The organism is Hwanghaeella sp. 1Z406 (assembly GCF_048892425.1).
Lineage (GTDB): Bacteria > Pseudomonadota > Alphaproteobacteria > UBA8366 > Aestuariispiraceae > Pacificispira.
On sequence record NZ_JBLZHU010000001.1, the window covers coordinates 559,792 to 581,924 of the forward strand.

General features: G+C 57.2%; 21 protein-coding genes. 11 read left to right on the forward strand and 10 right to left on the reverse strand.

The genetic code is table 11. The features are described 5' to 3' along the window. The first annotated feature begins 55 nt into the window (after positions 1-55). On the forward strand, positions 56-2,239 hold the full coding sequence (locus ACOSDR_RS02565) for a heavy metal translocating P-type ATPase (RefSeq protein ID WP_420730298.1): 2,184 nt from the start codon (positions 56-58) through the stop codon (positions 2,237-2,239). Here the strand turns inward: ACOSDR_RS02565 and ACOSDR_RS02570 are convergent. The 7 genes from ACOSDR_RS02570 to ACOSDR_RS02600 form a co-directional block, all read right to left on the reverse strand. Further along, entirely contained in the window at positions 2,236-2,637 is a 402-nt protein-coding gene (locus ACOSDR_RS02570; RefSeq protein WP_420724449.1) for an MAPEG family protein, read from the reverse strand. The genes ACOSDR_RS02565 and ACOSDR_RS02570 overlap by 4 nt on opposite strands. A gap of 24 nt (positions 2,638-2,661) precedes the next feature. After that, positions 2,662-3,306, reverse strand: coding sequence for a TetR/AcrR family transcriptional regulator (locus ACOSDR_RS02575; protein ID WP_420724448.1), 645 nt, complete (start codon positions 3,304-3,306; stop codon positions 2,662-2,664). Then, positions 3,303-5,717 carry a GcvT family protein gene (locus ACOSDR_RS02580; RefSeq protein ID WP_420730299.1) on the reverse strand — a complete coding sequence of 805 codons (2,415 nt, stop codon included), beginning with the start codon at positions 5,715-5,717 and terminating at the stop codon, positions 3,303-3,305. Before ACOSDR_RS02580 ends, ACOSDR_RS02575 begins: the two co-directional genes overlap by 4 nt. An 84-nt stretch (positions 5,718-5,801) precedes the next feature. Then, on the reverse strand, positions 5,802-6,239 hold the full coding sequence (locus ACOSDR_RS02585) for a YqaA family protein (protein WP_420730300.1): 438 nt from the start codon (positions 6,237-6,239) through the stop codon (positions 5,802-5,804). 6 nt (positions 6,240-6,245) lie between these two features. Beyond that, positions 6,246-6,878 (reverse strand): 5,6-dimethylbenzimidazole synthase, encoded by a 633-nt coding sequence (gene bluB, locus ACOSDR_RS02590; RefSeq protein ID WP_420730301.1) that lies wholly within the window; start codon positions 6,876-6,878, stop codon positions 6,246-6,248. 2 nt (positions 6,879-6,880) lie between these two features. Further along, positions 6,881-7,438: a 16S rRNA (guanine(966)-N(2))-methyltransferase RsmD gene (gene rsmD / locus ACOSDR_RS02595; RefSeq protein WP_420730302.1), complete on the reverse strand. Its 558-nt coding sequence runs from the start codon at positions 7,436-7,438 to the stop codon at positions 6,881-6,883. Beyond that, on the reverse strand, positions 7,419-8,579 hold the full coding sequence (locus tag ACOSDR_RS02600; protein WP_420730303.1) for a pseudouridine synthase: 1,161 nt from the start codon (positions 8,577-8,579) through the stop codon (positions 7,419-7,421). Before ACOSDR_RS02600 ends, rsmD begins: the two co-directional genes overlap by 20 nt. A 116-nt stretch (positions 8,580-8,695) precedes the next feature. Between ACOSDR_RS02600 and ACOSDR_RS02605 the strand changes: the two genes are divergently transcribed. Both ACOSDR_RS02605 and ACOSDR_RS02610 read left to right on the forward strand, forming a co-directional pair. Continuing rightward, positions 8,696-9,157, forward strand: a complete 462-nt coding sequence (locus ACOSDR_RS02605) for a nucleoside deaminase (protein ID WP_420724442.1) — start codon at positions 8,696-8,698, stop codon at positions 9,155-9,157. Between the two features lie 621 nt (positions 9,158-9,778). Then, on the forward strand, positions 9,779-11,254 hold the full coding sequence (locus ACOSDR_RS02610) for a M48 family metalloprotease (protein ID WP_420730304.1): 1,476 nt from the start codon (positions 9,779-9,781) through the stop codon (positions 11,252-11,254). 27 nt (positions 11,255-11,281) lie between these two features. Here ACOSDR_RS02610 and ACOSDR_RS02615 read toward each other — a convergent pair whose 3' ends face one another. Continuing rightward, positions 11,282-12,091, reverse strand: coding sequence for a DUF4198 domain-containing protein (locus tag ACOSDR_RS02615; RefSeq protein ID WP_420730305.1), 810 nt, complete (start codon positions 12,089-12,091; stop codon positions 11,282-11,284). 4 nt (positions 12,092-12,095) lie between these two features. Here ACOSDR_RS02615 and ACOSDR_RS02620 point away from each other — a divergent pair, with 4 nt between their 5' ends. The 4 genes from ACOSDR_RS02620 (at position 12,096) to ACOSDR_RS02635 (ending at position 16,206) form a co-directional block, all read left to right on the forward strand. After that, positions 12,096-13,268, forward strand: coding sequence for a HupE/UreJ family protein (locus tag ACOSDR_RS02620; protein WP_420730306.1), 1,173 nt, complete (start codon positions 12,096-12,098; stop codon positions 13,266-13,268). 90 nt (positions 13,269-13,358) lie between these two features. Next, positions 13,359-14,240 carry a bifunctional helix-turn-helix domain-containing protein/methylated-DNA--[protein]-cysteine S-methyltransferase gene (locus ACOSDR_RS02625; protein ID WP_420724438.1) on the forward strand — a complete coding sequence of 294 codons (882 nt, stop codon included), beginning with the start codon at positions 13,359-13,361 and terminating at the stop codon, positions 14,238-14,240. A 138-nt stretch (positions 14,241-14,378) separates the two neighbouring features. Then, the gene (locus tag ACOSDR_RS02630; RefSeq protein ID WP_420724437.1) at positions 14,379-15,629 is read left to right on the forward strand and encodes an MFS transporter; all 1,251 of its coding nucleotides are present in this window, start codon (positions 14,379-14,381) and stop codon (positions 15,627-15,629) included. Positions 15,630-15,681: 52 nt separating this feature from the next. Continuing rightward, complete coding sequence (locus tag ACOSDR_RS02635) at positions 15,682-16,206, forward strand: hypothetical protein (protein ID WP_420724436.1); 525 nt, start codon at positions 15,682-15,684, stop codon at positions 16,204-16,206. Positions 16,207-16,246: 40 nt separating this feature from the next. Here the strand turns inward: ACOSDR_RS02635 and ACOSDR_RS02640 are convergent, their stop codons facing one another. Continuing rightward, positions 16,247-17,053, reverse strand: a complete 807-nt coding sequence (locus ACOSDR_RS02640; protein WP_420724435.1) for a tetratricopeptide repeat protein — start codon at positions 17,051-17,053, stop codon at positions 16,247-16,249. 102 nt (positions 17,054-17,155) lie between these two features. Between ACOSDR_RS02640 and ACOSDR_RS02645 the strand changes: the two genes are divergently transcribed. Then, complete coding sequence (locus ACOSDR_RS02645; protein ID WP_420730307.1) at positions 17,156-18,034, forward strand: SDR family oxidoreductase; 879 nt, start codon at positions 17,156-17,158, stop codon at positions 18,032-18,034. Between the two features lie 82 nt (positions 18,035-18,116). Continuing rightward, the gene (locus ACOSDR_RS02650) at positions 18,117-19,118 is read left to right on the forward strand and encodes a hypothetical protein (RefSeq protein WP_420730308.1); all 1,002 of its coding nucleotides are present in this window, start codon (positions 18,117-18,119) and stop codon (positions 19,116-19,118) included. Here ACOSDR_RS02650 and ACOSDR_RS02655 read toward each other — a convergent pair. Then, complete coding sequence (locus ACOSDR_RS02655; RefSeq protein ID WP_420730309.1) at positions 19,102-19,911, reverse strand: alpha/beta hydrolase; 810 nt, start codon at positions 19,909-19,911, stop codon at positions 19,102-19,104. The genes ACOSDR_RS02650 and ACOSDR_RS02655 overlap by 17 nt on opposite strands. 50 nt (positions 19,912-19,961) lie before the next feature. Here ACOSDR_RS02655 and ACOSDR_RS02660 point away from each other — a divergent pair, with 50 nt between their 5' ends. Next, positions 19,962-21,155, forward strand: a complete 1,194-nt coding sequence (locus ACOSDR_RS02660) for a glycosyltransferase family 4 protein (RefSeq protein WP_420724431.1) — start codon at positions 19,962-19,964, stop codon at positions 21,153-21,155. After that, on the forward strand, positions 21,145-22,104 hold the full coding sequence (locus tag ACOSDR_RS02665; RefSeq protein WP_420730310.1) for a glycosyltransferase family 9 protein: 960 nt from the start codon (positions 21,145-21,147) through the stop codon (positions 22,102-22,104). Before ACOSDR_RS02660 ends, ACOSDR_RS02665 begins: the two co-directional genes overlap by 11 nt. The last annotated feature ends 29 nt before the right edge of the window (positions 22,105-22,133 follow it).

The window sequence follows — 22,133 nt, forward strand, 5'->3', positions numbered from 1 at the left end:
CCTTGACCTTCCTGTTACTGGAACCCCCACATTTGGTGCAGGCCAAAGGAGATGAATGATGACTGCGATCAGTCTGGATATTGATGGGATGACCTGTGCTGGCTGTGCCGGACGGGTAGAAAAGGCGCTGAAATCTGTGGACGGTGTTTCGACTGCACAGGTTAATCTGGCGCTGGAAAAGGCCTCGGTTGAAGGAAGCGCCACTCCGACGGCGCTGATTAAGGCGGTGGAACGGGCGGGCTATACCGCCTGGTACCTGAACGATGTCGATCCAGACGTCAGGGAAGCCTCGCAGCGCGCAACAGAGCGTCAGGCCTGGCTGTGGCTGGTCGTTGCGGTCGTTCTGACCCTCCCTTTTCTGATTCAAATGATCGGTATGGCCGCAGGCCAGCATTGGATGCTGCCCTATTGGCTGGAACCCGTCCTGGCCGCGCCGGTAGTGTTCGGGGCAGGTTGGACATTCTATAAGGGGGCGTGGCATGCGATTCTGACCCGCACGGGCACGATGGATCTGCTGGTCGCCATGGGGACGGGGGCTGCGTTCTTTTTCAGCCTGTGGCTGGTTTTCAGCCAGGGGATCGCGGCACAGGGTCACCTTTATTTTGAGGCTGCCGCCGTGATCGTGACGCTCGTTCTGTTTGGCAAGCGCCTGGAATCCCGCGCAAAGCAGAGCACCAGCGAGGCGATCCGGGGCCTGATGGCGCTGACCCCTGATGAAGTCTGTCGCATCACACAGTCTGGCGATGAAGAAATCGTGGCGCTGAGCGATATTGCGGTTGGTGATGTCCTGCGGGTGCGCCCAGGGGAGCGCATTCCCGTGGATGGCCGCATTCTGGACGGTACAACCAGCATCGATGAATCGCTGATCACCGGGGAAAGTGTTGCCGTTGCGAAATCGCAAGGCGACCCTGTTGTCGGCGGCGCGATCAATGGCGATGGCCTGCTGAGGATAGAGGCGACGGCGGTTGGCAAGGACACGACCCTGTCGAAAATTGTGCGGCTGGTAGAGCGCGCGCAAAGCGGCAAGGCCCCAATGCAACGGCTGGTCGATCGTGTCAGCGCGATCTTTGTGCCGATCGTTCTGGGGATTGCTGCTGTCACCTTTATCGGTTGGATGGTCGCTGGCGGCAGGTTTGAAACCGCCCTGATTGCGGCGGTTTCGGTTCTGGTCATCGCGTGCCCGTGTGCCCTGGGGCTTGCAACGCCAACGGCAATTGTGGCCGGGACTGGGGCTGCGGCAAAAGCCGGTATCCTGATCAAAGATGTCGAGGCGATGGAGCGTGCCGCCCATATCGATACCGTCCTGTTTGATAAGACCGGTACCGTGACCGTGGGGCAGCCGCGTCTGATCCAAACACAATTGGCGGAAGACGGGGATGAAGGCGAAGAGAGCGCAGTTCTGGCGCTTGCCGTTGCCTTGCAACGTGGCAGTGACCATCCCCTGGCAGACGCCTTCCGGGCAGCCTATGACGGGCAGGCGTCCCGCCTGAAGTCCCCAGAAAAGTTCCGCAATCATCCGGGTGAGGGGGTTTCTGGAAGACTGGACGGTCATGCCCTGGTTCTGGGTAACCGGGCGGCAATGGCACGCTCCGATATTGCAATCACACAAGCGATAGAAATCAGTGCCGCCGCAATGGAGGAAGAGGGGGAGACCGTTGCCTTCCTGGCGAAGGATGGCAAGTTGATCGCGTGGTTTGGCCTGATCGATGCCCCGCGGCCGGAGGCGAAGGATGCCATCGCAAAATTGACGGCCCAGGGCATCCGCGTTGGCCTGTTGTCAGGCGACAGCCAGGCGGTAGCCCAGCGCATCGCGGCCATGGTTGGCATTTCCGATGTTACCGCCGGGGTGAAGCCTGATCGCAAGGTGAAGGCTGTGAAGGCCTTGCAGGTGTCGGGACAACAGGTTGCCATGGTGGGCGATGGTATCAATGATGCGCCAGCCCTGGTTCAGGCCGATCTTGGGCTGGCAATGGGGACGGGGACGGATATCGCCCTGGATGCGGCCCCTGTAACCTTGATGCGGGCAGATTTAAATCTGGTTCCGGCGGCCCTGGATATCTGTCGCCGTACTGTCAGAAAAATCCATCACAATCTGTTCTGGGCGTTTTTCTACAATGTCGTGGGCCTGCCCTTGGCGGCTTTGGGCTATCTGAGTCCCGAGATTGCAGGTGCCGCCATGGCCATGAGTTCTGTCAGCGTTGTCACCAGTTCCCTGCTGTTGCGGCGCTGGCACCCTTAAATCAGCAACGCTGGTATTGTCAGGATCAGGCCATACACGGCGCTGAGGATCAGGGTGGCGACGGTCATGACTGTTGAGACAACCCGCATCCGCATTTGTAGCTTGGTCGTGCCCGTAACGCGCAGCGATTGGGAATGGAGTATTCGCGCCAGGACCAAAACGATGCCCGCAAGATGCAGAAAATAGATTGATCCGGAAAGGGTTTCGATCATCAGCATCAAAATCAGGATCATCGGCACCCATTCGACAAAATTGCCGAAGGTGCGGATACGCGCGGTTAATTCAGGATCTCCGCCATCGCCCAGGCTGACCCGCGTGCGACCGCGCTGTCCTGGAATGCGCAAGCCCAGAGCGGCCATAAGCAGGGCAAGCAGGCAGGCATAAAATAACGTGATCATCAATTATCTCCTCCTCGAAAGTCTTTACGAGGTGGGGTGGGTATTAGATTTTGCAAAGGAAATAAATCTGTCCAGGGTTTCCTGACTGGGAATTTCGCCGGTAAAGCCGATAAGGTAGTCGCGGCTGTGGGCTAATCGTTCGTCCAGCGTTTCGGCAATATCCAGCGCGTAATAGCCGATCTGCATATAGTACAGGATGCGGGCGCGAATGAAGGATTCATTGGGCGCAAAGCCATGGCGCGCAAACATCTTCGTCAGGGCCTGCATGCGGGTATCGTCGGATTGATCGACAATGCGGCGGATTTCAGGATCTCGCCTGGACCATTCCCGGACCGCAAAATCCAGTTTTGGATCAAACAAAGTGGAATCCAAAAAGCACTCAAAAACTGCCAGAACAGCGTCTGTTATGTTGGGGCAGGGCCGTTGTGCGCGCGATACAATGGCGGGGGTGTTGGTGCCCGCCCAAATCTCCAGCAGTGCCGCCAGAAGATCTTCCCGGCTTTGAAAATACCAATAGAAGCTGGAGCGGGACACCTTCAGGGATTGGCTCAACGGCAGGATTTTGACCTGTTCAACGCCATCGGAAATCAGCGTCTTCAGGGCCAGGTCGATCCAATCCTGCCGCGTTGCCTTTGTATGGGCGGCGGGCGCTTGTCCTTCCGGGCTCACAGCCGCATCCGCGCGCCGTCTGGATCATAAGGGGACGGCGCAATCACCTTTGCCTTACGCTCTACCCCGACGACATGGACGGTTAATTCTGTGCCCGGCTGTGTGAAGGGGCGCTCAACCAGGGCCATTGCAAGGCTGGTCCCGATGGTATGCCCATAGCCGCCCGATGTAATAAAGCCAACCCGAACACCATCCTGCCAGACTGGTTCATATCCGCTGACCTCTGCATCCGGGCTGTCGATGGCAAGCGTTACCAGACAGGTCGCCGCCCCGCCTGCATCCCGCTCCGCCAGTGCGGCCTTGCGTCCGATGAAGTCCGGCTTCTGCCAGTCGATCCAACGATCCATGCCGGTCTGGCCTGGCGTATAGCCCTGGGTGAATTCGCGCGACCAGATGCCAAAACTCTTTTCCAGGCGCAATGAATTCATCGCATAGAAGCCATATTCCCGCATGCCATGATCAGCACCAGCCTTCAGCAGCATCTCGCGGAGCGCAATATGTTCAACGGCGGGGACATTGATCTCGTACCCTAATTCGCCGCAAACGGACAGGCGTGCAACCTTGGCCCGGATCAGACCGATATCCAGTTCCATACAGCCCATAAAGGGCAGGGCAGCATGGCTGATATCCTGATGGGTCAGACCTTCCAGTACTTTGCGGGAGTTCGGACCAGCCAGAGAGAAGCCAACCATGGCATCGGAAATATCCCGCACGGTAACGTCGCCGGACCGATGGTCCTGGAACCACCGCATATGCCAGGCCCGCAGATAATAGGACCCCATGATCCACCAGGTCCCATCTCCCCAATTAAAGACGGTCAGGTCGCCTTTCAGGCGGCCTTCCGGGGACAGCATCGGGGCCAGCTTGGCGCGGCCCGGTTTGGGCAGGCGGCTTGCCATGATGGTGTTCAACCAGGTCTCAGCCTCAGGGCCGGACACCTCAAAACGGGAGAAGCCGGATATATCCAACAGCCCCACTGTTTCCCGCACAGCCTTGCATTCTTCGGCAACCACATCGAAGGCGTTTGAGCGTTTCAGGGTCGGTGTTTCTTCAAATCCTGGTGGGCCAAACATCAAGGGGACTTCCAACCCCCAGCTGCATCCCCATTTCGCCCCGGCGGCAGTCATGGCGTCATAGGCAGGGGCCTTCTTCAGCGGACGACCGGCGGGCAGTTGCTCATTTGGATAGGTCATGACGAAGCGCCGGGAATAGAACTGTCCGGTTGTCTGTTTGATGTATTCGCGGTTCGACGCAAAGGCCCCATAGCGTGCAATATCCATCGGCCAGGCATCGGCCTCAGGCTCTCCATGGATCATCCATTCGGCCAGTGATTTGCCAACACCGCCGCCCTGCAGGAAGCCTGCCATGACACCACAGGCCAGCCAGTAATTCCGCTTGCCGGGGACGGGGCCTACGAGTGGGTTTCCGTCTGGAGAAAATGTAAAAGCACCATTAACCCAACGTTTTACACCGACTTCTTGAAGGCATGGATAACGTTTGAATCCCAGCGTCAGTTCGTTTTCAATCCGGTCGAAGTCTTCCTGGATCAGCTCGAACCCATAGTCCCAGGGTGCGCCGTCCATGTTCCAATGTTTGTGTTCAACTTCGTAGATTCCCAACAGCACCCCCTTCTGATCCTGGCGCAGATAGGTGAAGCCTTCCAGGTCAACGGTCATGGGAACTTCGAAATCCAGGGCTTCAATTTCCGGGACGGAATCGGTGACCAGATAGTGATGTTCCAACGGGGACAGGGGCAGGTCCAGGCCAACCATCCGGCCCACCTGTTTGGCCCACAGGCCACCGGCATTCACAACATGCTCGGCATGGATTGTGCCCTTCTGGGTCACAACATCCCAACTGCCATCGGGGCGCTGGATCAATTCCTCGACCTTATTGTTTTCGATCACTTCCGCCCCGCGCATCTTTGCCGCCTTGGCATAGGCATGCACTGTGCCGGTCGTGTCGATGTAACCTTCCCGGTCCGCCCATAGGCCCCCGATGACCCCTGTCACATCCATGATGGGGCAACGGGCCTTGATCTCTTCAGGGGTCATCAGGTGGCAATCTTCGATGCCAATGGTCTGGAAAATGCGATAGGCCGATTGCAGCCATTCCCAGCGCGCGGGGGCGGAGGCGACGGTGATACCGCCTGTCATATGCAGCCCGATATCCTGACCGCTTTCCTTTTCAATCTCTGCCAGCAGGTCGATGGTATAGGCCTGCAAGGCCGCCATGTTCGGATCGGCGTTCAGCGCGTGAATGCCCCCCGCTGCGTGCCAGGAGGATCCTGCCGTCAGGATTGAGCGTTCGACCAGCGCCACATCGGTCCAGCCGAATTTCGCCAGATGATACAGAACCGACGCCCCAACGACGCCCCCGCCAATGACCACGACCCGATACTGCGATTTCATCTGACGACTCCCTTTGTGCCAAAGATTGTTTCAAAAAACCTTAGCAGCTTCCTTTTCAGAGTCTAGACATAACTGTACAGAGTGTCAGATCAGGCCCAGAAGCAACAGATACAGCGCAATATAGCGTCCCGTCTTTGCGATCGTTACGATGATCAGAAAGGGCAGAATGGGTTCGCGCAGGACGCCTGCGACGACGGTCAACGGGTCGCCGATAAAGGGGGCCCAGCTGAGCAGCAGCGACCACTTGCCCCAGCGATGGTACCATTCCGTGGCGCGGATCAGGGCTTTTGGGTCCTGTTTGGTCCAGAATCGCCCGCGCAATTTGTCCAGGCTGCGCCCGATCGCCCAATTGATCACGGCCCCCAGCACATTTCCGACACTGGCGACGGCCAACAGCAGGAATGCCGATTGATTGCCTGCCACCAGCAAGGCGGTCAGCACGGCTTCGGATTGCAGGGGAAGGATTGTTGCGGCGATCAGGGCGGACAGGAACAGACCGGAATAGGCGACAAGGTCCGACATGCGCGGTCAGCGACGAAAAATGCGCTGTGACAGGGGCGAGCGGTGCTCCCAGCCCGCACGTTCCAATTCCGGCGTGTCGGTTTCCTGCTGCGGATAACCGATGCACAGATAGGCGATAAAGCGCCAGTCTTTTGGGACATCCAGGGCGTCTGAAACGTCATCGGGATTCAGGATCGACAGCCACCCCAATCCGATCCCTTCCGCCCGTGCTGCCAGCCATAGAGTTTGGATCGCACCGACGGCGGAAAAATCCAGTGTTTCTGGCATGGTCTGTCGGCCCAGGCCGCCGCCCTGATCTGGATCGGGATCGCAGAAAACTGCCAGATGGACTGGCGCCTGATCCAGCCCGGCCAGCTTTAATGTCGCATAAAGTTCCGCGCGGTCCCCATCCAGCCCGTCCAGCGCCGCCTTGTTATGGACCTCAAATGAAGACCGGATCGCCGCACGGGGCGCGTCTTTTTCAACCAACACGAACCGCCAGGGCTGGCTGAGTCCGACAGAGGGCGCCTGGTCGGCAATCGCCAGTAATCTATCCAGCGCATCGGGAGGCAGCGGGTCGGTTTTGAAATGCCGCACATCCCGCCGCCAGGTGAAAAGTTCCTGCAATTTTGTGCGAAACTCGGCGTCGAAACTCGGCATGGTCATCCCTGTGCAGGTTCCAGAAAGAGAAACCGCGTCGCGCCATAGCGACGGTCATCAATGACATCAAACCCGGGCGGACACTCAAATGGGGCCTTGGGATGCAGTTGCAACACGGCCAATCCGTCCTTGGCCAGCCAACCGTGCCGTTGGGCGGCGACCAGACTGTTTTCTGCCACCAGATCTCGATAGGGCGGGTCGAAGAAGATCAGGCCACAAGGCACCTTGGCCGTGGGGGGCTTGGTGGCGTCCTTATTCAGGATGGTGGTGACGTCGCGGAAGCGGGCCTTATTGATGTTGGCGCTTAGAACTTTTGACGCTGCCGGATCGTTTTCCAGAAAACTGCAGTGGCGCGCCCCGCGGCTTAACGCTTCCAGGCCCAAAGCCCCGGTCCCCGCAAAGAAATCAGCCACGGGACGATCGTGCCACTTTTTGGCGTGTTTGGGTGTGGCAAGGATGTTGAACAAGGATTCCCGCGCCCGTTCCGATGTGGGACGGGTTGTTGTGCCTTCTGGTGCATTCAGGTTCAATCCACGGCGGCTACCGGCGACGATCCGCATTCGGCTTCCCTCGTTTCGGGCCTATGCGGGCACCAGGTTTCTTTCCCTCACCGACAGTATCTGCAGAATGTCTTTGATCTATTGATTTTGTGGCTGCTGGTTTGATGCCAGACGGTTTTGGGCTGGCGCCGCGATTTGGGCCTTGTTTCGCATTCCCTTCTGGTTTGGCGTATCGGGTAATGCGGGTGCCTGTCGGTTTGGCCGGTCTGACGGCCTTGTTTGATGGCTTTGGCGTATCAGCCACGGCTTTCGCATCAGTATCCGCTGGAATCTCCGCGCGACGATTTCGGGATTTGTGCAGCGGTTTCTTATGCGGCTTTGGTTTGGCTTTGGCCTTTGCCCATTTGGCCTGGCCCTTGCGGCTTTCGCCACCGACGGTATCGCGCAGCATCTTGGCAGAGACTTCTTCCACGCCGCCGCGCGCCAGGGTGCTTAACTGGAAGGGACCATAGGCGACGCGGATCAGACGATTGACCGGGTAATCCAGATATTCCATGACCTTGCGGATTTCGCGGTTCTTGCCTTCGGTCAGGGATACGGAAACCCAGGCATTCGCACCTTTCTGGCTTTCCAGTTCCGCCCGGATTTCGCCATAGCGGATGCCTTCAACCGTGACGCCATTGGCCACAGTGTCCAGCTTTTCCTGACTGACATAGCCATGGACCCGCACACGATAGCGACGGATCCACCCTGTCGCGGGCAATTCCAGCCGACGTGCGAGGTCGCCATCATTGGTCAGCAGCAGCAGGCCTTCTGAATTCAAATCCAACCGTCCGATGCTGACAACGCGCGGCATTTCCGGGGGCAGCCGTTCAAAGATATTGGCGCGGCCTTTCTCATCCTTGGCGGTGACGACCAGGCCGGGCGGCTTGTTATAGCGCCACAGGCGCGCAGCCTGAGCCTCGGGCAGGGGTTTTCCATCGACGACTACGATGTCGTCAGGCCCGACATTCAGCGCAGGGCTGTCTATTTGCGTGCCATTGACGGAGACGCGCCCGTCTTCGATCCAGCGCTCTGCGTCTCGCCTGGAACACAGGCCGGCCCGGGCAATTCGTTTGGCCAGACGCTGGGTTTCGCCACCCACCTGATCTGCGGCGAGATCGGGCATTTCATTTTCAAGGGGATTGTGTGGATCGCTCATAGCGTTGCGCTTGCTGCCCGTGTTACAGACTAATCAGGATTGTGGCCCAGCCATACCCCCCACAGCGGGTTGCGGCAAGCCGCGCCGTTTGCTGGCCTTCAGATAGGATGCACAAAATGACCCCGGAAGTCCAAGACGATCCAATGTCCCTTGCCTTTGAAGAGGCAGAGGCCGCCGCCGCCCGGGGCGAGGTGCCAGTCGGGGCCGTTGTGGTCGAGGCGCAGTCCGGCCGCATTCTGGCCCGCGCGGGCAATCGGGTTGAGATGGATAAGGACCCGTCAGGTCATGCGGAAATTCTGGCGATACGGGCGGCCTGTCAGGTCCGGGGGGACGCCCGGCTGCCGGATTGTGATTTGTATGTGACGCTGGAACCTTGTGCGATGTGTGCGACGGCGGCTGCCCATGCGCGGCTGCGGCGCATTATCTTTGGGGCCTATGATCCCAAGGGCGGTGGCATCGAACATGGTGCGCGCATATTTCAGCGGGAAACCTGTCATCATCAGTGTGAGATTGTCGGGGGCGTGCAGGAATCCCGTGCGGCCACTTTATTGCGGACATTCTTTGCCGCAAAACGCTAATGCGACTGCCCCAGGGTTTGCGTGTTCGGGGTCTGCGTGTTCGGGATTTGCGGTGACTGGCGATGAAAAACCAAGTCCCCTGCCTGAGGGTGGGGAGGGTCGGCAGGGGACCTGGTAATTCCATTTGATTGGTCGAAACCAAGCAAAGAACCTAACGGGGCTTGATTTGCGATCAGGTGACTGACCCACGTTAAGTTACCAAAGTTATTCCAAGATGCGTGCCACTCTCGCTACCGTGATCAGGGTTTTTGAAGAACGGCCTAAACAATTGATAAATAACTATAAAAAAGATGTTTTCTGATCACGAAAATGTGTTCTGACTGGTAATGAGAAGCGGTCGCTTTTGTTGTTCTCGAAATGCGTTGCAAATTGCGAATTATTTTTGAAATTGCAAAATCTTACCCGGCCCATTTTCTTCATTGGGGGATTTTCATCTCAATCCCTATATGATGCTCTAGGGTGACCTGGGTGATGGATGGCTGATTAGGGAGCGCGCTGGTGAAAACATTCAATCAAACAAGTCGGATTGATGGGCATCGATTCAGATCGCATGGTGCCGCCGCAGGGGGGATGTGTGGCTTTGGATGCGCACATCATTCTTCAGCCAAGGCGGAGTCCGGGTTGGCGGCCACGCGCCGCGGGGTTTTACGGCTGGGATTGTCAGGCGCGGCAGCGGCTGGATTGGCGGGGTGTTCGACCAATCGCGCGACCGGGCAGAGCACATTGACCGGGTTCAGTTCGCTGGAAGATGATGAGAAGATTGGCGCGCAACAGCATCCAGAGCTGGTGAAATCCTTTGGCGGTGAATATATCGACCCGCCCTTGAATGCCTATGTCCAGAATCTCGGGGAACGCCTGGCTCAGCATGCTGAATATCAGGAATTCACCTATCGGTTTACCATCGTAAATTCATGGATTATCAATGCCTTCGCTCTTCCCGGCGGGTATTGCTATGTCTCAAGAGGTCTGGTGGCCCTGGCGTCCAGCGAGGCGGAACTGGCAGGCGTCATGGCGCATGAAATCGGCCATGTGAATGCGCGCCATACCGCCCAACGCATCGCGCAATCGCAACTTGCACAGGGTCTGTTGCTGGGCGCTGTCTTGCTGACGGGCCAAAGCGCCATCGGCGATGTCGGTGGGCAGGTCGCAAATTCAGTCCTGAAGAGCTTCTCGCGAGAACAAGAGCTGGAAGCGGATTCCTTGGGCATCCGCTATATGTCAGCAAGCGGCTATGATCCTGAGGCAATGGTCGGGTTCCTGGATACCTTGCGCGACCATTCAATTGTTCAGGCGGAACAGAAGGGCCTTCCAGCCAGCACGGTCGATGAATCAAATATCAATGCGACCCATCCCCGAACGATTGAGCGCGTGCAGAAAGCGGAAGCACTGGCCGGCCAATATGCCCAACCCGGACAGGTCGCCAACCGCGATGCTTATTTGGATCAGGTCAATGGCATATTGTATGGCGACGACCCGGAACAGGGATTGGTGCGTGGGACTGAATTCCTGCACCCGACGCTCAGAGTTCGGTTCCGGGTGCCCGATGGGTTTAACATTACCAACACATCCGACGCCGTTATCGCAGAAAAACCGAATGTGAAGGCCGCAATTGTATTCGATGGGGCCAAACGCAAGACTGGGGATGTCTACAGCTACCTGACCCAGGAATGGGGCAAGGGGGCCAATATCGGGGACTTGGCCCGCATCGACATTAACGGAAATCCAGCCGCCACGGGGGCCCTGCGCCTGCAGGGACAGGATTATCGCATCATCGCCATTCAGGGCGACGGCAACCAGATTTACCGGTTCCGGTTTATATCGGACCCATCTGTCACGGCGTCCCTGAATACAGTCTTTCGGGAGACGACCTATTCCTTCCGCTTCTTGTCAGCGCAGGAGGCCGCGCGGATTGATCCCTATCGCATGATTGTTGTACCCATCACCCCCCAGGATACGATCGCATCGCTTGCCAGTGGCTATCCAGAGGGAACCTACAGTCAGGCATATTTCCGGGTGATGAATGATTTGAAGGCAACCACGCCCCTGCCGAAATCCGGCAAGGCCAAGGTGGTAATCGGGGGGCCGCAAATTTCTTAAGACGTATGTTTGTTGAGGCTGGTCTGGTCAAGGATGGGCATAGGTCAAGGATGCCCAATGGCTCAGCCAGGGTGTTTCATAAGTCGCTGGCGCTTCCATGAAATGTACGGCATTCGCCAGATAGCGACCCGTCCCCAGATAGGGCAGTTGGACCTGTCCCGTTGAATCCGTGTGAACCTTAACGATTTGCAGTGTCTCATTCTGACCATAGAACATTGTGATCTGCGTGTTGGGCGCAGGGTCCCCGTTCCACAGCAATCGCACCCTGATGCCTTGTTCTTCGGGGGTCGTATAGGGGTTTGTCAGGGCGACCAGTTCGAAGGGCATGCCGCTGGGTGCATCCTGGCCCACCCCGTCCCCCACAGCGATCAGGGCCTTTGCGCACCGAATATAGGATTCGGTCACATCATTCGGCGCGAATCCCATTTCCTGATGACGGGACAAGGGAGGATTCAGACCCATATCGATCAGATAGTCGGCAAATTTCTGCCATTCTTCGAAATGAACCGTCTTGGTTTTGGATTGATAGATCACGCGATGCAGACCGGCCCGACGGGGCGTCATGTTCAGCGGTGGAATGTCACCCGGCAGGCCCTGTACAGGGCGCATGCCATCCGCATCAATCATTTCAAACCTGTCGAACAGATGGGGCAGGTAGTAATCCCGAATGCCCTTGAAATTCATGCCGGTTTTGGTGTGCCCGATGATCGCCTGATCTGGGTCGACGCGATAGGCGTCGGCTTCGATCCAGAATTCATGGCTATGGGCGGGGCTTGCCAGAAGCAACACTGCGCTTAGGATCGACAGCAGAATTCTGGGGTTCCAACGGATAGGCACTATTATGTCCTCACAACGCACATTGTTTCGCTTAACAGGCACCTTGATAGGTGCCTGGGGGAAAGGCAATGCGGTGCTGTTCGTTCTGTTATGTCTGCTCTGCCCTCTGTCCGTGCATGCCCATGAGATAAAGCCCAGCCTGGCGACGGTGACGCTGGATCAGGATGGTACATATCGCGTCGTTGTCATCACCAATCTGGAAGTATTGATCGCCGGTGTCAGTAGCGCCCACAGCAATACAAATGATGCGCCCCAGGCAGATCAGTACGATCATTTAAGAACCCTGGCGCCTGAAGCTTTGGAAGCGGCCTTTCAACCCTTCAAGGAACGCTTCCTTGGCAACGCGGTGTTACGGTTTGACGGTGTTGTGACACGGCCCGAAACAGTGTTCCTGAATATTCCCCCTGTTGGGGATCTGGACCTTCCTCGCGAAAGCATCATCGTCCTGTCTGGTAAAATTCCAGCCGGGGCCACAGGCATGACCTGGCAGTGGAGCGCTGACTTCGGGTCCAGTGTTATTCGCGCGCCATCCGACTCCAAAGATATCTATGCGGCCTGGCTGCAGAATGGTCAGGAAAGCGCGGTCATTCCGGTAGAAGGCCCGCCGGTGCGCACATTCTGGCAGGCCGCCTGGGATTTTTTCGCGGTTGGGTATACCCATATCCTGCCTAAGGGACTGGACCATATCCTTTTTGTCGTAGGCCTGTTCCTGCTCAGCCCTACAGTGCGACCGCTGTTGTGGCAGATTACGGCTTTTACGGTCGCCCATTCGGTCACACTGGCATTGGGCATGCTGGGCATATTGACTCTGTCGCCCAAGATTGTCGAACCCCTGATCGCCGCCAGTATTGTCTTCGTCTGCATCGAAAATCTGATGACCAGCCGCCTGCATCCTTGGCGTCCCGTCATCGTATTCTGTTTCGGGCTGTTGCATGGATTGGGCTTTGCGGGGGTATTGAAGGAAATTGGCCTGGGGGAGGGTGATTTTATCACCGGTCTGATCGCCTTTAATCTGGGTGTCGAGGCAGGCCAGTTGAGTATCGTTGCGGCCTGTTTTGTCGCGGTCTATGGCGTCATGCGGTATCCTTGGTATCGTCAGGTGGTAACCATTCCCGCCTCTCTGGCGATCGGGGCGGTTGCGAGCTGGTGGACAGTGGAGCGGATTTTCTTCACATAATCGCAAGAAGCGGGTGGGGCGATGAAACTCAAAACGTTAGAACACAGGCATCAACACCCCAACAAATGAAGAATCCGGTGAGGAATGAAGATGAGCGATGATCTGGAACAACAGCGGGACTACATCCGCATCGGAAAGGCCCTGGCCCATATCGCCGATACGTGGGGTCAGCATCGTCCAAGTCTTGCCGACCTGGCACAGGAATGTGAGATGAGCGAGTTTCATTTTCAGCGCGTGTTTCAGCGTTGGGTCGGTCTCAGCCCCAAGAAATTTCTCAGTGTGGTCAGTTTGGAACAGGCCAAACAGGCGCTGGATGGTCAGGCCGATCTGTTGAATGCCAGCTTTGATGCGGGCCTGTCTGGTCCTGGCCGATTGCACGATCTGTTTGTGACTTTCGAGGCGATGACGCCCGGTGAGTATAAACGCGCGGCTGAAGGGCTGACCATTCGCTGGGCCTGGCACGAGGGTATCTTTGGTCCCACTTTGGTTTTGGCGACGGAACGGGGATTATGTGGCCTAGCCTTCCTTGATTCCCGCGGGCATCAGGGTTGTTTCGACGATATGGCGTCCCGGTGGCCACAGGCCCGGCTGGTTGAAGACCCTGTTTTCACCAAGACCTATATGGATCGTATTTTTGCGGAGCCGGGACAACGCCCTCACGATGAAGGCATCCGGTTACTGCTGAAGGGTACGGAATTTCAGGTGAAGGTCTGGGAAGCTTTGATGCGCATCCAGCCTGGCGATTACACGACCTATGGCAGTCTGGCAGAGTTTATAGGATTGCCGAAAGGCGCATCGCGCGCCATTGGCACGGCAGTGGGTGCCAACCCGATAAGCTGGCTGATCCCTTGTCATCGTGTGGTGCGCAGTTCCGGCATGCTGGGGGGCTATCGATGGGGGCTGCCGCGCAAGGTGGCAATGATGGGTTTTGAACGTTCGGGTCAAGGGTTGCGGCTGGATCTGGCGGGGTAATCGCTCTTGACTCCGTTGTTGTGATTTATGCCGTCTTTGTGATCGTCTTTCCGCTTCGCTCGGTCTAGTCTGCGCCTCCTGGAGCGATGTCTGTGCTCATGCGAGCGCATGATGCTCTTACCTTTGGTGCGGGGCGCTATGAATTCGCAATATCGATCCATTGGGACAATCCTGCTGGGATCCGCAATCGTGTTTCTGGGCTATGGCCTTATGGTCACCCTGGTGCCGATCCGTGCCCAGATGGAAGGGTTCGGCAGTTCTGCCATCGGGTTGATGGGATCGGCGTATTTCGTTGGCTTTGTAATTGGCTGTATCGTCGGCCCAAAAGTCGTTCAGGCGGTCGGGCATACCCGCGCATTTGCCGGATTTGCCGCCCTTGTGGCCGCCTTGACACTGATTTTTCCTATGGTCGTTGATCCGTGGACCTGGACGATCCTGCGCGGCATTAGTGGCATTTGTCTGGCTGTCGTCTACATGGTGATTGAGAGCTGGCTGAACGAACAGGCCACTAACCGTATTCGCGGCACCGTCTTGTCGCTGTACATTATTATCGGAAATCTGGCGACAATCGGTGGTCAGCAGATGGTGGCGCTGTCCGATACCCGGTCCTATGTGCTGTTCTCCCTGGTTGCGATCCTGGTGGCGATTTCACTGGTGCCGGTTTCTTTGGCCCCTGTTCGGGAACCTGATCAGATTCCAACAGCCAAACTGCGCTTTGCGCGCCTGTATAACCTGTCTCCCACCGGCTTTGTGGGATGTGTGCTGGTTGGGGTCGCGGATGGGGCATTCTGGACATTCGGTCCCGTCTTTGCGCAAACCCGTGGATTGCCGGTGTCGGAAATTGCCCTTTTCATGGGGGCGTTCATGGTGGGGGGGACCATTTTGCAATGGCCCTTGGGGTGGCTGTCAGACCGCATCGACCGGCGTATCGTGATTGGGCTTTGCGCGACCGCGACCATTGGAACCGGGTTGGCCCTGGCATTCTGGTATCCGCCGGTTCCCTGGATGGGGTTTGCTTTGGCGCTTGTCCATGGCGGGGTAATGACGCCAATCTATGCCCTGTGCATCGCCCATTCCAACGATTTCGCGCCCAATGAGGAAATGGTGGAAGTGTCCAGTGGGCTGTTATTGATCTATGGCGTTGGCGCCGCCTTGGGTCCTGTTGCGCTGGGACCGCTGATGGATGGTTTCGGGGCGGGCAGCCTGTTTGTCATGGTGGCGATCATATTTGCCAGCCTGGCCCTGTTTTCGCTGTATCGCATTACCAAACATCGCGTTGCGGCGGCGGAAACGCGCACCCCCTTCGCGCCGGTTCCGAAATCATCGCAATCTGTTTATGCGCTGGAGACCGATGATGAAGAAGAGGTGTTTACAGAATTGGGGAAATAGACCTGCTTTCGTCACAGGTGACAGGAAATCCCGACTGCGCTAAGTTCTCCTCATGGCAAAAAACGTACAGATATCGTGCAGCTATCAAGTAGAGGAAGACCGCATCCTGATGCGGGCGCGCCTGCAGGATAAGGATGCGCGCATGTGGATGACGCGGCGGATGACGCTGCAATTCCTCGCCTCCATCGGCAAGATATTCGATCATCTGACCGGGACGGAAGCGCAGCCAACGGAACAGCGACAGGCGGTCAACGAATTCCGCCGTGAATCCGCGATGAGCACGGCCAATTTCAATCAACCCTATGAGGAAGAGGGCCTGGTTCCGTTTCCAGCGGATGGCCCCATGCTGGTTAAGAAACTAAACGTTGCTGCCTTGAAAACCGGCGGTGTTCAACTGACCCTGACAGGAAACGGCCCGGATGGGGTGCGGTTGAATTTGGGGGAAAAGGAACTCCATGCGGTGGTTCATATGCTCAGTCAGACAGCGGAAAAGGCGCAATGGGCGCTGGGGGCCCATCTGACGAAATCAACCGGTGTCAGTGTTGCCGGACCCGCAAAGCCCCGCGTGGTAAATTAAGACGCCTATTGTAAACCAGCTTTAACGATCTGATGGGAGCCTATTGGGCAGGGGCCGGCGGTTCTTTGACATCCAGAAGCTCCAGATTACGCCTTGCATCTTCAGCCGCCGGGCGACCGTCATGCTTTTCAATCAGATGAACCCAATCCTGCCGCGCCGCATCCAGATTTCCGGCCAATCGATACAGAATGCCCCGTTCCAGCAAGGCTTCTGCGTTGTCCGGGTCGCGGGTTAGTGCGCGGTTGGCGTCGTCCATTGCCAGATCATTGGCTTCCACAAAGCGATAGGCGCTGGCCCGATAAACATAGGCGACGGGATCATCCGGGTTGATTTCAATCGCATGATTCAGGTCGTCAATGGCGTCCCAATAATTCTTTCGCTCCGCCAAAACCATGGCGCGATCTATCAGAATGGGGGCTGACTCCGGGTTCAGTTCCAGGGCGGCGCTTTGCGCTGCATAGGCACGGTCCAGATCCTCCGCCTCCATCCACGCAATGCCGGCATGGGCAAGAATGCTGGCCACCGTATCGGCAGAGGCATCATCTGGCATCATCCGGGCGATTTCTTCGAAACGCTGGGCCGCCTCTGCATAGCTACCAAGCATCATTAGCGCAGCGGCGGCGCAGTGACGCGCGGGAATGCCGCCGCCCAGATCCAGCATGCTCAGCGCCCGCTCAAAGGCCGCGCTGGGATCGATGCGGGTCAGTTGCATACAGGCCCGATAGTCCTGCTGCTTTTCTGTGACAATCCCCTGGGCCAGGCTTGGCGTAGCCCATACTAGGCACAATGCCAGCGGTGTTGCGCGCAGCAGCAGGGAACGCAGACTGTATTGATGCGATGTCTTCATTTGCCTAAGGTCGGGCCAGCCGTCGGGGAAGGCAAGACCTTCCAAAGGCCGGTTGAAGAAAAAATCTAAACCGCGTCATTTCGATCCTGTGGAGCGCCTGTTATGTCTGACCCTGTTTCTATTCCTCATTTGTTTGTCTTTGGATTGGGCTACAGCGCCAATGCATTCGCAGCAGTGCTCAGGGAAACCGGCACGCGGATCAGCGCAACCTGCCGCAGTGCTGAAAAGCAGGCGGCCCTGATCGCACAGGGGATCGATGCGCATGTGTTTGATCGGGATCATCCGCTGGATGATGCCGGTCGGGCAGCACTGGATCAGGCCAGTCATCTGCTGTCTTCCGTCCCGCCCGATGATCAGGGAGATCCGGTCGTGGACCTGCATGCCCAGGATATTCTGAAGGCAGCGCCCTTTGATTGGATCGGGTATCTGTCGACGACCGGCGTTTACGGGGATTGTGATGGGGACTGGGTGGATGAAACGGCCCCCATGGCCCCGTCCGGGATGCGCGGGCAACGTCGCGTTGATGCCGAAGCCGCCTGGTTCGCGCTGGCACCGGCCGGTCCGGTGCACAGTTTCCGGTTAGCTGGCATTTATGGACCGGGACGCAGTGCCCTGGATACGGTGCGCCAAGGCCGTGCGCGGCGGGTCGTGAAACCCGGGCAGGTCTTCAGCCGTATCCATATAGACGATATCACCAATATCCTGCTGGCCTCTGCGGCGCGGCCCAATCCAGGGGCGGCCTATAATTGCTGTGATGATGAGGCGGCCCCACCGCAAGACGTGATCACCTATGCCTGTGACTTGCTGGGCGTCACGCCGCCGCCGGAAATCCCGTTTGAGGAAGCGGATCTGTCTCCCATGGCGAAAAGCTTCTATCGCGACAACAAACGGGTCAGCAATAAACGCATCAAGGAAGAACTGGGCGTCACCCTGCGCTGGCCAAACTATCGCGACGCATTGACAGCGATGCTGTCGTCCTAAAACAGTCTCTGGTAAAAATTATATTATTTTGCACGTATATCATGTAATGTTATGCGATTGTAAATCGTCGCGGAGAGAACCGATGCCCTATATTGATGCGGCTCTGGCCTTTGCCTTGTCGATGCTGGCCATCGCGATTTTTGTGAATAACCTGATTATTTTCGTCATAAAACCGCGAAAGAAGCGTGTCATGGCGCAGGCGGTTCGACATTTCGCGGAAAACGAGTTGTTGAATGTCTTTCAGCGTGAATGCGAAAAGCTGAAGAAATCTGCCCCTGGAATAACGTCATCTGCGCTGCTTGCCAGCTTGACGGAACTTCAACAGAACCTGCTTAAGAACAGCTCGGGCCAGTCACCCGCTGTCCCGCGGGGCGATGGGACGAACGAAATTCAGATCAAAAACATTCGCGGCGAGGACATCGTTTCCGTTCCAGCAAATGAATTGGTCAATCTGATCAAGAGAAGCGCCTTTGGAAAATTACTTGTGGCAGAAATTGGCGATCAGGCGGAACTGGTTTTCGACAGCTTTTTCAATAAATATGAAGGGGTTCGGGCGATATTTCGGGAAACAACCCGGCGCTATGCGACGCAGGTCTCTATGTTCGCCGGGGTGCTGGTGGCGCTTGCCCTAAACATCAACACCTTCACCCTGGTCACCGTGTATATTGGCGATCCACAGGCGCGATCAGCCATTATTGCCCAATCTGAATCCCTAGTCCTGGAAGCGCAAAAGGCAATAATCGCCGATTGTCGTGCCAAACCTGCGGCTGAATTCGATGCCTGTCTCGAAAATAGTCTTGTCACCAAGGAGACACTGGAACGACAGAAAGCTCAACTGGCGGAGATGATACCAATGGGCTGGAATGGGAAAACCCTTCAAGAGATTGCGGCCTCATTCAAAAGTACGATTTGTGATCAGTTTTTGTATTATTTTCTGGGCTGCTTTTTGACCGGTATTTTGGCAGGATTAGGCACGCCATTCTGGTTTGATACGGTCCGCAGCATTACGAATTTCACACGCGCAGTATCTGGAAAGTCTCCTGAGCCTACGACGGTGGACCGTCCTGTCACGACGACCCAATAGTCGTTTCTATAGCCTGCCAAAGACGATCTAGATCAGGCGCGGTCGATAGCCGGTGATCGCCGCCTTCGATGGTGGTCAATGTCACAGGGTCACCCTGTACCCAATTGGCAACCGCCTGGGCATGGGACAGGGGGACCACTTCATCTTTGGTACCATGCAGGATGGTGATGGGCCCATCGACCCAAACCGGCGGGCCGTCCAGCAATTCGTGGGCTTTGCTTTCTTCAATCAGTTTTGCCGTGATCGGATAGGGATCGTCTTCAAATTCCGACGGGCGGTCCCAGACGCCATCCCGTTGCAAATCCACCATTGCCTGTTTGGGCAATTGCGGCAGCATCAGTTTGCGTGGGAAATCAGGGGCAGGAGCGACCAGCACCAGACCGGCGACGCGCGGTGCGCGATCACGCGCCAGCATTAACGCCATCCAGGCCCCCATCGAAGAGCCGACGACAATTTGCGGTCCGGTGCAGATCTGATCAAAAATCAGTTGGGCATCGCAATACCAGTCGCCAATCGTGCCATCTGCGAAGGCTCCGCCGCTTAACCCATGGCCGCCATAGTCGAATCGGGTGAATGCCATGCCTGCTTGTGCGCATTTTTCATGCAGAAATTCCGCCTTGCCCCCATCCATATTGGAGTGAAATCCGCCACAGAACAGAATACCTGCCGGGGTGTCTGAGGACTGAGACTGAAGGTCTGGCCTTGTTTTGTGCGCGATATGCCGGTATGCGATTTTTCTGGGTCCGGTGCTTCCAAAATCTGGCTGTTCTAGATAGTCTAGGGCATGTGTCACGGGGCGTGCCTATATTGGGTCTGGTTTGGGCCTTGGATTGGAATGTTATTGTGACTAACACAGATAATGCAGCGCAGGAAACACCCGATGGTCCATATCAGGGAACCGTGCTGCAAGTCTTGCCAGCCCTGGTGACCGGCGGCGTCGAGCGCGGCACGATTGATGTCGCCATTGCCCTGAAAGCGGCTGGTTTCCGGGCGCTTGTCGCCTCATCGGGCGGTCCTATGACACGGGAACTGACGCGGGCTGGTATTGAACATATTGAATTGCCGCTGGCGTCCAAAAGCTATTTTACGATGCGCCGCAATGCCGAACATCTGGCCCGTATCATCCGGGAAGAAAAGATCGACATTATTCATGCGCGCAGCCGCGCTCCGGCGTGGAGCGCCTATTGGGCGGCGCAGGAAACCAAGGCCCATTTCGTTACCACCTTTCACGGGACCTATAATTTCAGCAATCCCTTAAAGCGCTATTATAATTCCGTGATGACCAAGGCGGATCGGGTGATTGCGATCAGCGAATTCATTCGCCGCCATATTCAGGAACATTACCGGATAGACGGCACCAAAATCCGGGTGATCCATCGCGGCATCGATATCGATCTGTACTCTGGCGAAAACGTCTCCGCTGAGCGTCTGATCCGGTTGTCTGAACGGTGGCGGCTGCCCGATGGTGTTCCGGTCATCATGTTGCCAGGGCGGATGACGCGCTGGAAAGGGCAGACCTTGTTGTTGCGCGCCTTGTCGCAAATGTCAGTCCGCACGGTGCGCTGCCTGCTGGTTGGCGATGCCCAGGGGCGCGACGGATTCGTGCGGGAGGTTGAGCATCTGGCAAAACGCTTGGGCGTGGATGGTGTTGTTCATGCCGTGGGAGGGTGTGATGATATGCCCGCAGCCTTGAAACTGGCGGATATCGTTGTGTCGGCCTCCACAGACCCGGAAGGATTCGGGCGGGTCGCCGTAGAAGGCCAGGCGATGGGGCGTGTGGTTGTCGCCCCGCGTCATGGTGCAGCGGTTGAGCAGATTGAAGATGGACAAAATGGATTTCTGTTCCGTCCTGGCGATGCCTTCGATCTGGCCAATAAGCTGGATTACGCGCTGGAGATCGGGGCGTCCCGGCGTCAGGAAATCGGCGCTGCGGGCATCGAAAATGCACGCCAGAAATTCACGAAGCTGGGAATGTGCGCGGCAACGCTGGATGTTTATTGTGAACTGCTGAAGGCCCCGGCGGCCAGTGCGGCCTGATCACATGGTGTCCCTGCCGCAGAACCTGAATCGGGTTTTGGTCATCAAGCTGGGCGCGTTGGGGGACTTCGTTCAGGCGATGGGCCCTTTCCAGGCCATTCGTGCGGCCCTGCCGCAGGCACAGATCACCCTGTTGACGACGCGCCCCTTCGTTGAATTGGCAACACGGTCCGGCTGGTTTGATCAGGTTTGGACCGATCAGCGGCCCCGGTCGATTCCAGGCTATTGGGCCTTGCGCCGTCAGTTGCTGGCGGGGCGGTTTGATATGATCTTTGATCTGCAAACCTCGGACCGTTCCGGCAATTACTGGCGTATGTTATGGCCCCACCGGCCTTTGATTTCCGGTATTGTGAAGGGCGCGTCCCATCCCCATGCCAATCCCGATCGCAATCATATGCACACCCTGGAACGACAACGTGATCAACTGGCTATGGCGGGAATCGCTACGGTTCCAGCCCCCAGAGTCGATTGGATGCAGGGTGACATCCAGGGGCTGAACATGCCGGACAGGTTCGGCCTGATCGTGCCGGGCGGGTCGGCGCATCGCCCGGATAAACGTTGGCCGGCAGACCGTTTCGCCAGCCTGGCCCAAAGCTGGGCGCAGGCAGGGCTGACGCCGGTGATTATTGGAACCGGGGCTGATTCGGATTGGACGCATGTCGTTGCCCAGGCCTGTCCACAGGCGATTGACCTGACCGGCCAGACGGAGCTTTTTCAACTGGCCAGCCTGTGTCGCCGGGCGGAGATTGCGGTGGGCAATGATACAGGCCCCATGCATCTGGCCGCTGTGGCAGGATGTCCCTGTCTGGTGCTGTACTCCAAGGCCTCCGATCCGGCACTTTGTGCCCAGAAAGGACCGTCTGTGCGCCTGTTGCAGGTGGATGATCTGGGGGACCTGTCGGTCGCCAGTGTAATGGATCGCCTGTCAGGCACCCTTGCCACCCCATAGAACTTGCGGTAAACCCCCGACCCTTGAAG